Source organism: Paenibacillus lycopersici, from assembly GCF_010119935.1.
GTDB lineage: Bacteria > Bacillota > Bacilli > Paenibacillales > Paenibacillaceae > Paenibacillus_Z > Paenibacillus_Z lycopersici.
Genome location: NZ_CP048209.1, coordinates 5,225,824 through 5,239,087, shown reverse-complemented (window position 1 = coordinate 5,239,087; position 13,264 = coordinate 5,225,824). Strand labels below are relative to the sequence as shown.

The window sequence follows — 13,264 nt, the reverse complement described above, 5'->3', positions numbered from 1 at the left end:
GTTACGCGATTTAAGCGTATTGTATCATCGCTCTGCGGCGTATCCAACAAGTCCGATCGCGGGGAAGCGGAAAAGGCGACTTATATATAAGAAGGCAGAATCAGGGAGTCCCCTAATTCTGCCTTCTTGCTTGTTGCGTGCTATCCGCGCTAGTGTGCCAGTTGTTCCAAATCCGCCGGCTGCAATTTGTTCCGCAGTGCATACAGCAAGGTGGCACCGACGAGGAACGCGACGGTATCCGCGATGACGAGCGACCAGACCACCCCGTGAAAACCGTTCATCCGATTCGCGAGATACAGCACGGGAATCAGAGTAATTCCTTGAATAACCGACATAATAAAAGCGGCGGTGCCTTGCGCCGTTGCTTGGAAGATGCCCGTGAACAACGTGGTCATTCCCGTAATGAACAAGGATAAGAACGTTACATGCAGGATATAGCTGCCCATTTCAATCAATTGCGGGTCATTCGTGAATAGTCCGATTAAATGGTCGGAAACCAGATAGACGATGACGCCGAACACGACGGCTAACGTTAGAATCGCTTTGATCGTGAAGCTGATGGTATGCTTCATGCGTAATTTATTCGCCGTAAAAGAGAAGGCGATGAGCGGCACGACTCCCTCGCATAAACCCATCAGAATAACCTCGGGAAATTGCAATAAACGCGATGAAATTCCGAATGCCGCAACGGCCTGCTCCCCGTATTCGACCAGATAACGGTTAAAGATCAGCGACATGGCGCCCAGGAAGAGACTCATAATAAAGACGGGAACGCCGATTTTGAACACATTGCCCAGAATTTCCTTGTTGGCTTTGAACCATTTGAAGGAAACGGTCAAGAATTGGCTCTTGGCTCCCATGTGGAAAACATAATATACGCTCGCGACCAGGTTGGCTATGACCGTAGCGGACGCAACGCCGATCACGTCCCAATGGAAGACGAAGATGACCAGCGCATCGAGTATAATATTCACGACAACGCTCATGATCATACCGATCATCGAAGTCATTGCCGCACCTTCCGAGCGGACGATATTCTCAAGCGTGAAGAATAATACGACGACCGGCGAGCCGATCAGCATAACCGTGACATAGTCCTTCGTGTAGCCGAAGGAATCGGGCGTTGCCCCCAGGCCGTGAACGATCGAATCGATCAACGGAAGGCCGGCAGCCATGACGATTAGTCCGAGCGCCAAACTGCTGTAGAAGGCGAACGAGGATGCATGCTTGACGACGTCATAACGTTTCTCTCCCAGCAAACGGGAGATGAATGCGCTGCTGCCGACGCCGATCAAGTTGCCTAGCGCCATTATGGCCGCGAATAACGGCAAGGTGAGCGCGAGCGCGGTCAGCATGGCCGTATTGCCCAGCGTGCCGAGGAAATAGGCATTCAAGATGGAATAGATGACGCTCATGGACATGCCCAGCATCATCGGTACGGCGAAGTGGGCGACGGCTTTGGCGACCGGTGCCTTTTCAAAGTAATGGAGGTTTTCTGCTTCCATGCGAATCACTGCTTTCTTCATGTATTTTTTTTAATCTAACGGTGTTAGTTTGAGCCTTACAGTGTTAGATGATATCATGAACGTATGGACCTGTAAAGAACAAACTTACACTGTTAGATAAAAGGGTGGATATGATGAAAAAACAGCAGCCTCAAATTTCGGAGGATAAGATCCTGGAAGCCTCGTGGGAGCTTCTGAGAGAGGAAGGCATCGAGAAATTCAGCATGAGACGATTGGCCGACCGGCTGGGAATTCAGGCTCCCTCGCTGTACTGGTACTTCAAGAGCAAGCAAAGTCTCTATCAGCGTCTGGCCAACCAGGTGTCGAAAATGATTCTGGAGGAATTTCGATCCGAAGGGGACTGGAAGGAGCAGCTGACGGCGCTTGCGGTAACGCAGCGGAGCGTGCTCAGCCGGTATCCCTGCTCCACGCAGCTCATGATGATGACGCTCCCCCACGAGCCGGATATTATCCGGTTCACCAACCGTATGCTGCTCTGCGTGGAGTCGACGCCGCTGACGCAAGAGCAGAAGCTGCAAGTGGTCAATACGCTTGTGAATTATGTCTTCTACTTCGTGCTGGATCACTATCAGCATGAGCGTAATGTTACCGCTATCCTTGAGGATCAGGAAGTGGATCTGGGCGTGGATCTGATTCGTCTTCTGGACGACATGAGCGAGACGGAGGCGGGACTGTTCCGAAGGATGTTCAAGAACGGGCTGTTCCAGGTGATGGGGAGCGATGCGTCGTTCGAGTTCGGCTTGAAGCTGATTCTGCTCGGGATTGAGCAGGTGATCAAGGAACATGAGAAGTAGGTTGCCGATACCGCCGATCCGGTGATCCTCAACGGGCGTTCGGGGGGTTAATAAGATCGTGTATAATGATAGTTACGGTGTTGGAAGGAGGGATTGGATGCAACGCATTGCTATTGATATGGACGAAGTGATCGCCGATTTCATTCCGAAGCATTTGCATGTGTTTAACCGCGATTATAACGAGAATCTGACTGTGAACGACTTGACGGGAACGCGTCTCAGGGAGCTGCGTCCGCAGTTTCTTCGTGAAATTAATGCCTATGTGGATGACCCTCTGTTTTTCCGGGATCTGGCGGTCATGCAAGATAGCCAGGAAGTCATGCAACAATTAAGCGAACGGTTTGAAATCTTCATCACCACGGCCGCGATGGAAGTGCCCGCTTCTTTCACGGCCAAATACGAATGGCTCAAGGAGCATTTTCCGTTTTTAGATGAGATGAATTTTGTTTTTTGCGGGGACAAGAGCATTATCCATGCGGATTACCTCATCGATGATCATGCACGGCATTTCGAGCGGTTTAAAGGCAAAGGGATTTTGTTTACGGCACCGCACAATTTAAACGAGACGGGATACGTAAGAGTTAACAACTGGCTGGACGTGCGGGATTATTTTCTGAGATAGAACCGCAATCGTACATGCAAGAGTAGGAGGGCTGCCGACTTGGCGGCCCTTCTTCGCGTTAACCGGCGGTTATGCGTGCTAACGCATCATGAAATTTTCTATTGTAATCGCTCGCTCCGTTCAGTACAATATTGAAAAATATTCCATCGAATGACTAGCCAAGAAGGCTGCTGCTCGTCTCTCTATGTGAGAGGGGCGTTTTATTTTATTCCAAGACGAAGAGGTGTTCTGGGTGAATGAGGTTGCTGCGTATTACGACAGGATTGACGAGGATTCAAGGTTCTCCAAGAATTCCAGGAAAATCGAATTTCTTACGACGAAGCATATTCTCGATAAGCTTATCCCCCAACACGCCAAACTGTTAGATGTCGGCGCGGGAACCGGCGTTTATTCGTTGCATTATGCGGAGCGGCAGCATGAGGTAGTCGCGGTGGACATCACGCCGAAGCATATCGAACTGCTCAAGGAAAAAAGCTTGCAACAAGGGCTGGACGTGGAAGCGTACGTTGATAACGCAACGGATCTAAACAGGTTCGGATCGGACACATTCGATTGCGTATTGTGTTTGGGCCCGATGTATCATCTCACGGATCAGGGCGATCGGCATCGTTGTATCGATGAATGCCTTAGGGTATTGAAACGCGGCGGTTATCTGGCGGTTGCATACATCAATAAATATTCGATTCTGCCAATGCTGGCGACCAGAGAGAAGAGCTATATTCGTAACAGCGTAATTGACAAGGTCCTGGATGAAGGGGTGATTTTTGCAAGGGATGAAGATTGTTTTTGGACCGAGGCTTATTTTACGAGTCCGGATGAAATCGAGGCATTCCTGGGGCAGTATGATGTTACTCCCGTCGAACATGCGGGTACGGACGGAATAAGCCATACGATCAGCAAATTCGTGGACCAGTTGGACGAGCATGAGTTTCAAGCGTGGATGAGCTACCATTTGCGGACATGCAGGGAAAGAAGCATCCTCGGCATGAGCAGTCATGGCTTATACATTTGCCGGAAAAATTAGAGAGGGAGGGAGGCATCATGCAAGGGTTAGCTATTGCGCCCAATTGCGGCTTTCATTTGGTACAAATTCCGGATTTTGAACCTATTAACTCGTACACCCCTTTCAATTTTGTTGTGAAGGATGCGGATGAAGTTCGGGAGAGACTCGGACAACTCGGAGTGGAAGTGTCCGAGCTACGAAAGGGAGAACCTAGACGCTTCGACCTCAAGGATAATAATGGGAATTTGATTAGCGTGATTCAACTATAGATTTTGCTAGTAAGCTATCGAGAAACGATAGTTCCGCTTTAGTTACGTTTCTGTTTGAAAATAGACCATCCTTCATATGGATGGTCAAGCCGTCGAGAAAGTTCGACGCTGCAAATACCGCATGTATGGAAAGGAAAGGATCCCCCGCCAAGTTTCGCGGACCGGGGTTCCGTTATTTTGGGGAAATCGGGCTATTTGGGGCAGCGTACGGACACAGGATCCGTTAATGTCCCCGAATGACTTCGACAACAGGCTAATCAGCCGATATAACGGATCTCCTGTCCGCCGGAACACGAAAACACGTGATTAAGCAGCGATTAACGGATCTCCTGTCCGCTTCCTTCCATCGACGGATGCACCGTGAACCAGCCGCCATGAAGCATGCCGGTTCGAAACGGTACCAGCAGTCATGCCACGCCGGCATGCGGCAACCGGATCTGTTCGCGTTCCGGCGCAGGTTGTCACGAGTCGGGGCGAAACAGCTTATAGGTTACTCGACAATCTGAGACCATCCTCAATACGGATGGTCTTTCTTTAAACGGAACATAGCATGCGATTAAGAAAATCAAAGGAGTAATAGAATGTATACTCGACCCATGGCCCTGCGTTCCGTTCTAGATCCGAAATACTTGGAATATTCCCTAAGCAAACAGTATGAGATCGGCGAATGGACGGAATGTTTGTATTGGCTGCGCGGGTTAAACGATACGTATCGTATTCGAACATCAAGCGGTTTTTACATCCTGCGCGTGTACCGCCTTTCAATTAGCGAGAGCGATGTTGCGTATGAGTTAGCTGTATTAACTCGATTACAAGACGTATTGAGCTCAGCACGTACAAGCGTAGCGGAGCCCATTTCCAAGAAAGACAACGGTTTATACACAATTGTTAATGCGCCTGAAGGGCAAAGAATCGCCGTGATTTTCCGGTATCTGACCGGCACCGAGAATATGCTTCATGACGACAAATCGTGTTTTTCTTTTGGACGATCTGCTGCCGAGCTACATGCGGCGATGGACCAAATCGCTTTAAACCAGCCTAGGTTCAACTTGGACACCAACTTTCTCGTCACTCAGCCGCTGGAACGTATTGTGAATTATATCGGAGCGCACCATCACGCAGCGCCATTTCTGCGTGAATATGCAAACGCAATGATGGAGCGTATTGACGCCGCAGCGAGGCAAGGCTTGGATTGGGGGATTTGTCATGGAGATATGCATGGGAATAACAATGCGTTTCAAGAAGGCGACTCCTTCACGCATTATGACTTTGAATGGTCGGCGCTAGGCTGGCGAGCCTACGATTTGGCACAAGTTCGGGGCAGAAAGCGCCAACTAGAGGATAAAAAGGAATCGCTGTGGACTGCGTTACTCTCGGGTTATCGATCTGTAAGAGACTTCTCCGTTCAAGATGAATCGGCGATTGAACTGTTCATGAAAGCTCGTCGGCTTTGGGTGATGGGACTTGAAGTCACTTTTATCCCGAATGATCTTGGCGTTCTCGATTATTCGGACGATTGGTTAGAAGGGTTCATCAACGAATTTCGCTCATATGGCATCGTTTGATGGCAAGCGGCATAGTCGCTTTGTTCGACTGCCGGACGGCAGTCGAACAAAGCGAGATCAAAGAAAGGGCCATCCAATGAAGGATGACCCTGTGCGATTTGTGCTTGTTAGGTTTGTGCTTGTTAGGTTTGTGCTTGTTAGGATTGTAACAGCTGCGCTTGATATTTTTGAATATCTCCGGCGCCCATGAATACGAGAATGGAATCGTTGTAGGGGTTCAAATCCGTTGTTATGTTATCGGAGATCAATTGCGCGTTCGGAATGCGATTCCTTAAGTCGCCGATGGAGACGCTTCCGGCGTTCTCCCTTGCGGAGCCGAATACGGGACAGAGAAAGATATCATCCGCGTCTCTCAGCGAGCTTGCGAAATCATCCATTAATTTCTCCAAGCGGCTATAGGTGTGCGGTTGGAAAATGCCGACGACCTTCTTCCCGGGATACTTGCTTCGCGCTGCTTCAAGCGTGGCTCTGATCTCGGATGGATGATGCGCGTAATCATCGATAATCACGTTGTTTCCCCAGGCTTTCTCCGTGAACCTTCGCTTGACGCCCGTAAAAGCGGCTAATCGCGATTTGACGAGTTCCAAATCCCGGTCAAGCACGAGAGCAACCCCAATTGCCGCTAAGGCATTCAACACATTGTGCTTCCCGAATGAAGGGATGCTGAACCGGCCGATGCCCGTGTTCTTGTAATCTACATCAAAAAAAGTCGACTCCCCATCGACGGATAGACGGGCGGCTCGAAGTTCATTGCTCAGTTCAAAACCGTAATAAAGGGCTTCTGTACCCGACTTCAGCATACGCACTTGTTCGTCGTCTCCACACGCGACGATATAGCCCGATGTTAGCGAAGCCATCTCTTCGAAGGCATTCCTAACGTCGTCTATATCGGGAAAATAGTCCGGGTGGTCATAATCTATATTCGTAATAACCGCTATGTTAGGCTTGTAGGCTAAGAAATGCCGCTTGTATTCGCAGCTCTCAAATACAAACTGATCAGACGAGGGATTCCCCTTTCCTGTCCCGTCCCCAATAAGACTGCAGGGCGGATTCTCGGCGTCTAACGCATGGACGATCATTCCGGTCGTTGTCGTTTTCCCATGGGATCCCGTTACTGCCACGCTCGTGTAATCCTTTATTAATTCCCCTAGAAAGCGATGATAACGATGAACCGTCATGCCTAGCTGCTTGCATCGAATGATGGATGGATGCCGATCGTCAAAAGCATTCGAGGCGATTACGGTCATGTTGGGAGCAAGAGGAGCATCTCCGAACGCGTAAACGGGAATGCTGCGTGATTCAAGAGCGGCCTGCGTGAATACAAAAGCGTCAATATCTTCGCCTTGCACGTGATGGTTAAGATCCAAAAGGACTTGCGCCAATGCGCTCATGCCGCTGCCCTTGATGCCGATGAAGTGAAAGCTCCCCATGTTGACCTCCTGAAAAAAGTAATCGGAACAGTATATGTCGAATAGCCGATTGTGTTATAGCCTACCTCACAAGTATACAGCTAATCCCAGAAATTTACACGGCTGCAAGCCGGAGAAGGTGCTCAAGTACATATGAATCTCCCAATAGCTCGCTACGATGCAGAGAATCGTATCCTAAGCGATACCGAAATATTTGAGCGGGTAAGGCGGCTGCCGTTACTAAGTCAGGTGTCCCTACATAGTAATAAGCTGATGGGCAAGGCTTCTATCATGAATAGGGACGGTGCACAGCGGATGGCGCACAACCGGAGAAAGACAGGTACACGATTAACCGGAAGGATCGTTTTTCCGGGCAATCCAACCTATAACGCGGCCAGAATGGAGTATAATCGGCGCTTTTCCAAATTTCCCAAGGTCATTGTGTTCTGCCAACGAACCCAGGATGTGATCAATGCCGTCAAATGGGCCCGCGAGCGGGGCGTGCGGATGCGGGTGCGCAGCGGACGGCACAGCTATGAAGGCTTCTCGGCTGTAAATGGCGGTATCATCATCGATGTAAGCGAGATGAATAAGGTTAAGGTTGACCGGAAAAGGATGGTGGCCCTCGTACAGACGGGCAATCCGCTTGCCCGCGTGTACAAGAAGCTGTGGGATAAGCGCGTGGCGCTTCCGGCCGGGACTGCGCCCGACGTAGGCGTAGCCGGGCTGACCTTGGGAGGCGGCATTGGCCTGCTGTCCCGCAAATACGGCCTTACATGCGATAACTTGAAACAAGTGAAGATGGTCGTAGCCTCGGGGCGGTACGGGGCCAAGGCAATCGTGGCGAACAGGAGGAAGCATGCCGATCTGTTGTGGGCATCGCGAGGCGGCGGGGGAGGAAGCTTCGGCGTTGCTACGGCCTATACGTTTCGGGTAAGACCCATTTCAAAGGTTTCGATATACAGCGTCAGCTGGAAATTCGATGATTTGGCGAAGGTGTTGCCGGTATGGCAGCGCTGGGCCCCGTCTGTCACGAACCGCTTAACCTCAACCATTGAAGTGGCTGCCAAACAGGTGGGAGCGATTCTATCGACCGGGCAATTACTGGGCGGCGCGCGGGAGCTCCGCCGATTGATTCAACCGCTCTTGCGGACAGGCACGCCGATGAAGGTGATGGTGAAGACGGTGCCTTTCATTGAAGCGACCCGGTTTTTCGCCGAATCGGATCTGAATTTGGAACCGAAGTTTAAAATAACCGGGGCTTACGGGTTTCAACCTCTGCCTCGCCGAGGCGTACGAGTCATACGCGACTTTCTCTCCAAAGCGCCCAACAAGCATGCCAGCGTGTGGAGTCAAAGCTTAGGCGGCGCAGGAAGCGCGGTGAGCCGCGTATCGCCTACCGCAACGGCCTATCCTCATCGGAAGGCCGAGACCGTCTACGAGCTGTCGGCCCGCTGGAGGAACAACGGGGAGCAGCAGCGGAATATTCGGTGGGTGAGCAGATTCCGCCAAGCGCTGCGTCCCTTTGTGCACGGGGATTATGTGAACTTTCCCGATTTGCAGATCAAGAACTGGCCCAAGGCGTACTACAGCGTCAACTTCGGCAGATTGAAGCAGGTGAAACGAAAATACGATCCTCATAATGTGTTTCGTTTTGCCCAGAGTATCCCCGTGGGGAAACAGGCCAGGAAATGAACGGACAGCCTCGTTACAGCTGAAGGATATAGCAGGAAAAGGACCGGGTTGGCATACGCGCAATCCGGTCTTATTGCTGTCATCAAGCAGCAATCGAATGCATGAGGCAAGGTCGCTTGCCTGATCGCAAGATCGTTAAGTTGACAATGAGAATGATTTTCAATTACGATAAGCTAGTCGTGTAAGAAAGAGGGGGGCATTGCACGTGTCCGACAATCAGAATGAGATGAACCGTATTGGCGAGAACCTCTTGGACAGCCTTTGGTTTAAGCTGCTACGAATCGAGAAGGTCGTCTTCGACGGGGATGAGTGGAAATTCGAGCGAGAACGTATCGAGCGGCACCGGCTTATCGTATGTGCCGACGATACATGCCGGGTTGTCGTAGACGGCGTGCGGATCGCCGTCGTACCCGGATCGGTCGTCGTCTGCATTCCGGGGCAATGGATCGAGACGGGCGGACCTTCGAAAGCGGAACAAACCATGTATATAGTCGATTATGAACGGGGCTATTGGGATAGAAGGACGGCAGAGACAGACCCGAACGGGAAGGCGGGATGCGAATCCGGAACCCGGGAGTATCGACTGGCTTCCGCCGTCCGCATGGGAGAGACGATGCATCGGTACTGGGAGCGGTTCGATACTGCCGAACGGATGCGCGCTCAGGCGGTATTCCACGAATTGCTTGCAGGGATTGCCGAGAAACGGGAACGTCCCGACGCGGACGCGCCCGATCTCGTCAAAGAAGCTATCGATCGCCGCTACGGCGAGGAGCTCTCCATCGAAGAGCTGGCGGAGCTGTCGGGCGTCAATCGGTATCACCTGATGCGCAGCTTCAAGGAGCGTTACGGCAAAAGCATCATCGAATATATAACGGAAGTAAGGCTTCTTCAGGCAAAACGGCTTATGCTGGAAAGCAGCCTGCCGATCGCGGAGATCGCCGGCCGGGTCGGATTCCGGAGCGAAGCTTATTTCCGGACGGTCTTCAAGAAGGAAGTCGAAATCACGCCGGCCGTCTATCTTCGTAACCGGCGCCGCAAAGTCGCGGCCTACAGCTGGCCTGTGTTCGGGCAGCTGCTGCCGCTGAACGTCATTCCGCATGCGGCCCCGATCGACCATTACTGGACCGACGAGTTCAGCCGCAAATACGGAGGAGACGTGACGGTGCCTCTTGGTCATGATTACGAGTTCAACCGCAGCGCGCTGAGGCGGGCGCGTCCCGACTGCATCATAGGGCTGGACAGCACGATCTCGCGCGAGGAAGCGGACAGGCTCGGCGAGATCGCGCCCGTTCTGCTGCTCCCCTGGATGAAGACGGATTGGCGGAGTCATCTGCGCATGGTGGGCGATTTTCTCGGTATGGCGGAGGACGCGGAGATGTGGCTGGAACGTTATGAATGGAAAGCGGCATCCGTTCGGGAGCGAATTTCGAGATTCGTACGGGACGACAAGGTGCTTGTGCTCAAGGTTGCCGGGGACGAACTGCAAATCTGGGGATGCAAGGCGATGTCGGTGCTGTACGACGATCTTGGACTGGCGCCGGCCGCGCTGGCGGAAGGGGTCGACTGGTACAAGCCGATCGAGCTGGAACGATTGTCCGAATGCGACGCCGGCCGTTTCGTCGTCAGCGTGAACGGAGATGTACGTTCCCAAGCGTTCTGGGAGAAGCTGCAGGCCGATAAGAACTGGCGCGGGCTGAAGCAGGTGCGGGAGCAAGCCGTTCATTCGCTGCGGGGGCACTCGGCCTGGGTCCATCCGTGGATCGAACATTCCGCGTTTTATCAGGAGCGTCTGCTCGACGGCGCCGCCCATCTATTTTTGTGAGGCGGTTCAAGAACATTTCCCCACAATCGTGGATATACAGATCGGCATAACTCCGCTATACTTGATTTCGGTGATAATGATTATCAATATCAGGAGGCGCAGTTATGCATCGTCAAAGCTTAAATGACAGGTATTCCAAGAAAGGTCCGCGGCAGCATCGGATGAATGCCGCCTTGCTTCTCATAGCCGTGCTGGCGCTTGCGCTCGTGCTTGGCGGATGTACAAAGAACGGAGGCGATAACGCCTCTTCGGGGACTTCTGCTCCCGATGCCGAACAAGCTGCTCAGCCGGCGCCCGCCGATACCGAGAAAGAACCGGCTCCGGTGCCGGTGAAGATCAAGCACGATTACGGGGAAACGACGGTTCCGGCCGCCCCGGCGCGCATCGTCTCGATCGGAATGGAGGACATGCTGTTATCGCTCGACGTGCCTCTCGTTCAGGCTTTCAGCACGGATGGTTACTATCTGGACGCGCAAATCAAAGAAAAGAACATTCCGATCAACAGCTCCTTCGATATTAATTTCGAGGCGATCCTGGCGGCCAAACCGGATCTGATCATCATGAACACGTACATGACCGACGAGAATGGATACGAGGAGCTTAGCAAGATTGCCCCTACGATCGCCTTTGTCCGGGATAATTGGCAGACGGGGATCGTCGAAATCGGCAAAGCGCTGGGAAAGGAGGAGCAAGCCCAAGCCGTGCTTCAGGCTTACCAGGACAAAGTGAAGCAGGCGAAGGCTGCTATCGTACAAGCCATCGGAGAAGACAAAACCGTAGCTTTCATTCGTCCCGGAACGAAGCAAGTGGAACTGGATTTTCCGGAATATGCTTGGACGTCCGCGCTTTACAACGATCTGGGGCTGTCGCCGGATCCAAAGGTGCTGGAATTCAAGAAAAACACCACGGACGATTGGGGAGGAACGATGCTCTCGCTGGAGAAGCTCCCGGATTTGACCGCCGATTACTTGTTCATGGATTACGGAGCCTCGATGGCGGCCGAAACGGATTTCCAGAAGGATGTCGCCGCTTCGTCCGAAGTCGAGAAACTGAACGTATGGAAGAAGATTCCCGCTGTTGAGAAGGGGCAGGCGTATAAGGTATCCGCCCGTCATTGGGCGCTGAACGGCCCGATCGCCGACGGCCTGAAAATCGACGATGTCGTTCAGGCGTTGACCGGAACGAAATAAGTCGCCGAGCTCCCGGAACAGGATGGAATAACATGCATTACTAACCGAAGAGTCTGCGAGAAACCTTGTGTATGCAAGGCTTTCCGCAGGCTCTTTGCGTGTATCGGACAGCAGTATGGCTTGCTTAAATAATTCCAAAAAACTATATTGGAATTATTTACAAATGGGAACATTTGTTCTATCATGAAGAGAGTGGAGGGGGTTAGGTGAAATATATCATAGTAACCGGCGCGTCACGAGGCATTGGAAGAGCGTTATCCGAGAAGCTTATGTCAACAGGCCACCATTTATTTTGCATTTCAAGAGAGATAAATCATGATTTGCTTTCGCTTGCAGCATCCAAGAATATACCGATGGATTACTTTGCTGCCGATCTGATGCATGTTAGCGAGCTCGACGATTTAATGAAACGCATGATCCGGCAAATTGATGGTGCAGTCGCAGAGTCTATTTATTTGATTAATAATGCGGCAGTGGTTCAACCGGTCGATATTATTAGCCGCAGCGATCCCAATGAGATCATCGCTCATATGAACATTAACTTACTTGCGCCGATGGTCTTAACGTCGAGCTTCATGAAGCATACGGCTCCGTTCAAGGCCGACAAGCGCGTCATGAATATTTCTTCCGGCTTGTCCTTTAATCTGAAACCGATGTTAAGCTGTTACTCTACTTCGAAAGCCGGGCTCGAAACTTTTGTAAAATCAATCGCGGTAGAGCAAAGCGACGTTAAAATAATGGGCGTTAGGCCCGGGGCGACGGATACGCGGATGTACGAAGAGTCGGTAATAACCGATGAACATGCGGATAAAATCAAGTTAGCCGGTACGGGTTATGCAGCGGATCGAATATTAACCTTCTTATTCGAACGATTCGAGCACGGAAAAGTTGTAAAAGGGTGGTAATAGAGAATTTGCGGAGGTGAAAATTTATGCTTACATCACTTGAGCATGTTCAAATTCCCGTGAAGCAAATGGATCGGGCAATCTCGTGGTATACCGAACAGCTGGGGTTTCGATTAAGCAGCCGCGACGGAGACCGTATTGCATTCCTTGCCTTGCCGGACGGTCCGCTCCTTATGCTATGGCAGACGAACGACGATTTGACGTATGCGCAGTTTACTGTGAATGGAACGGATTTCCCTGTGTTATTGTTCCGTACGACCCGGATCCACGAGCTCTATAGCAACTTGACCCGCTTGGGTACGCCGATTCAACTGTATGAAGACGGCGGATTCGCATGGGTGCTCAAATTCTATGATACGGAAGGCAATCTGTGGGGAGTCCTGCAATTTAATCCGTCTGATGATAAAGATAAGCCTGCAGCAGAACATGCTTGATTGGGATAAACGTATTCCGGAAGGATCTGC

At 51.5% G+C, this 13,264-nt stretch carries 12 protein-coding genes; 10 read left to right on the top strand and 2 right to left on the bottom strand.

From position 1 onward, the window contains the following. Positions 1-149: 149 nt before the first annotated feature. A complete protein-coding gene (locus tag GXP70_RS23035) occupies positions 150-1,505 on the bottom strand; it encodes an MATE family efflux transporter (RefSeq protein WP_162358994.1) in 1,356 nt (451 codons plus the stop codon). A gap of 134 nt (positions 1,506-1,639) precedes the next feature. Here GXP70_RS23035 and GXP70_RS23030 point away from each other — a divergent pair, with 134 nt between their 5' ends. From GXP70_RS23030 to GXP70_RS23010, 5 genes are all read left to right on the top strand, one after another. Continuing rightward, the gene (locus GXP70_RS23030; RefSeq protein ID WP_162360634.1) at positions 1,640-2,320 is read left to right on the top strand and encodes a TetR/AcrR family transcriptional regulator; all 681 of its coding nucleotides are present in this window, start codon (positions 1,640-1,642) and stop codon (positions 2,318-2,320) included. A gap of 97 nt (positions 2,321-2,417) precedes the next feature. Then, on the top strand, positions 2,418-2,942 hold the full coding sequence (locus tag GXP70_RS23025) for a 5' nucleotidase, NT5C type (RefSeq protein ID WP_162358993.1): 525 nt from the start codon (positions 2,418-2,420) through the stop codon (positions 2,940-2,942). 232 nt (positions 2,943-3,174) lie between these two features. Continuing rightward, on the top strand, positions 3,175-3,966 hold the full coding sequence (locus GXP70_RS23020) for a class I SAM-dependent methyltransferase (protein ID WP_162358992.1): 792 nt from the start codon (positions 3,175-3,177) through the stop codon (positions 3,964-3,966). Between the two features lie 17 nt (positions 3,967-3,983). Continuing rightward, positions 3,984-4,214, top strand: coding sequence for a VOC family protein (locus tag GXP70_RS23015; protein WP_162358991.1), 231 nt, complete (start codon positions 3,984-3,986; stop codon positions 4,212-4,214). Positions 4,215-4,795: 581 nt separating this feature from the next. Further along, positions 4,796-5,779 carry a phosphotransferase gene (locus GXP70_RS23010; protein WP_162358990.1) on the top strand — a complete coding sequence of 328 codons (984 nt, stop codon included), beginning with the start codon at positions 4,796-4,798 and terminating at the stop codon, positions 5,777-5,779. A gap of 137 nt (positions 5,780-5,916) precedes the next feature. Here GXP70_RS23010 and murC read toward each other — a convergent pair whose 3' ends face one another. Next, complete coding sequence (gene murC / locus GXP70_RS23005; protein WP_162358989.1) at positions 5,917-7,209, bottom strand: UDP-N-acetylmuramate--L-alanine ligase; 1,293 nt, start codon at positions 7,207-7,209, stop codon at positions 5,917-5,919. Positions 7,210-7,503: 294 nt separating this feature from the next. On the opposite strand from murC, the gene GXP70_RS23000 reads away from it, so the two are divergent. From GXP70_RS23000 to GXP70_RS22980, 5 genes are all read left to right on the top strand, one after another. Beyond that, positions 7,504-8,883 (top strand): FAD-binding oxidoreductase, encoded by a 1,380-nt coding sequence (locus GXP70_RS23000; RefSeq protein WP_162360633.1) that lies wholly within the window; start codon positions 7,504-7,506, stop codon positions 8,881-8,883. Positions 8,884-9,088: 205 nt separating this feature from the next. Continuing rightward, positions 9,089-10,705 carry an AraC family transcriptional regulator gene (locus GXP70_RS22995; protein ID WP_162358988.1) on the top strand — a complete coding sequence of 539 codons (1,617 nt, stop codon included), beginning with the start codon at positions 9,089-9,091 and terminating at the stop codon, positions 10,703-10,705. A gap of 104 nt (positions 10,706-10,809) precedes the next feature. Then, complete coding sequence (locus GXP70_RS22990; protein ID WP_162358987.1) at positions 10,810-11,895, top strand: iron-siderophore ABC transporter substrate-binding protein; 1,086 nt, start codon at positions 10,810-10,812, stop codon at positions 11,893-11,895. 206 nt (positions 11,896-12,101) lie between these two features. Continuing rightward, positions 12,102-12,800, top strand: a complete 699-nt coding sequence (locus tag GXP70_RS22985; protein ID WP_162358986.1) for an SDR family NAD(P)-dependent oxidoreductase — start codon at positions 12,102-12,104, stop codon at positions 12,798-12,800. A 26-nt stretch (positions 12,801-12,826) separates the two neighbouring features. Then, entirely contained in the window at positions 12,827-13,234 is a 408-nt protein-coding gene (locus GXP70_RS22980; RefSeq protein WP_162358985.1) for a VOC family protein, read from the top strand. Positions 13,235-13,264: the final 30 nt, after the last annotated feature.

What these genes read in the sequence shown, in the direction of transcription:
- GXP70_RS23035 (WP_162358994.1), bottom strand. Translation starts at nt 1,505, where the DNA reads ATGGAAGCAGAAAACCTCCATTACTTTGAAAAGGCACCGGTCGCCAAA.
- GXP70_RS23030 (WP_162360634.1), top strand. Translation starts at nt 1,640, where the DNA reads ATGAAAAAACAGCAGCCTCAAATTTCGGAGGATAAGATCCTGGAAGCC.
- GXP70_RS23025 (WP_162358993.1), top strand. Translation starts at nt 2,418, where the DNA reads ATGCAACGCATTGCTATTGATATGGACGAAGTGATCGCCGATTTCATT.
- GXP70_RS23015 (WP_162358991.1), top strand. Translation starts at nt 3,984, where the DNA reads ATGCAAGGGTTAGCTATTGCGCCCAATTGCGGCTTTCATTTGGTACAA.
- GXP70_RS23010 (WP_162358990.1), top strand. Translation starts at nt 4,796, where the DNA reads ATGTATACTCGACCCATGGCCCTGCGTTCCGTTCTAGATCCGAAATAC.
- murC (WP_162358989.1), bottom strand. Translation starts at nt 7,209, where the DNA reads ATGGGGAGCTTTCACTTCATCGGCATCAAGGGCAGCGGCATGAGCGCA.
- GXP70_RS23000 (WP_162360633.1), top strand. Translation starts at nt 7,504, where the DNA reads ATGGCGCACAACCGGAGAAAGACAGGTACACGATTAACCGGAAGGATC.
- GXP70_RS22990 (WP_162358987.1), top strand. Translation starts at nt 10,810, where the DNA reads ATGCATCGTCAAAGCTTAAATGACAGGTATTCCAAGAAAGGTCCGCGG.
- GXP70_RS22980 (WP_162358985.1), top strand. Translation starts at nt 12,827, where the DNA reads ATGCTTACATCACTTGAGCATGTTCAAATTCCCGTGAAGCAAATGGAT.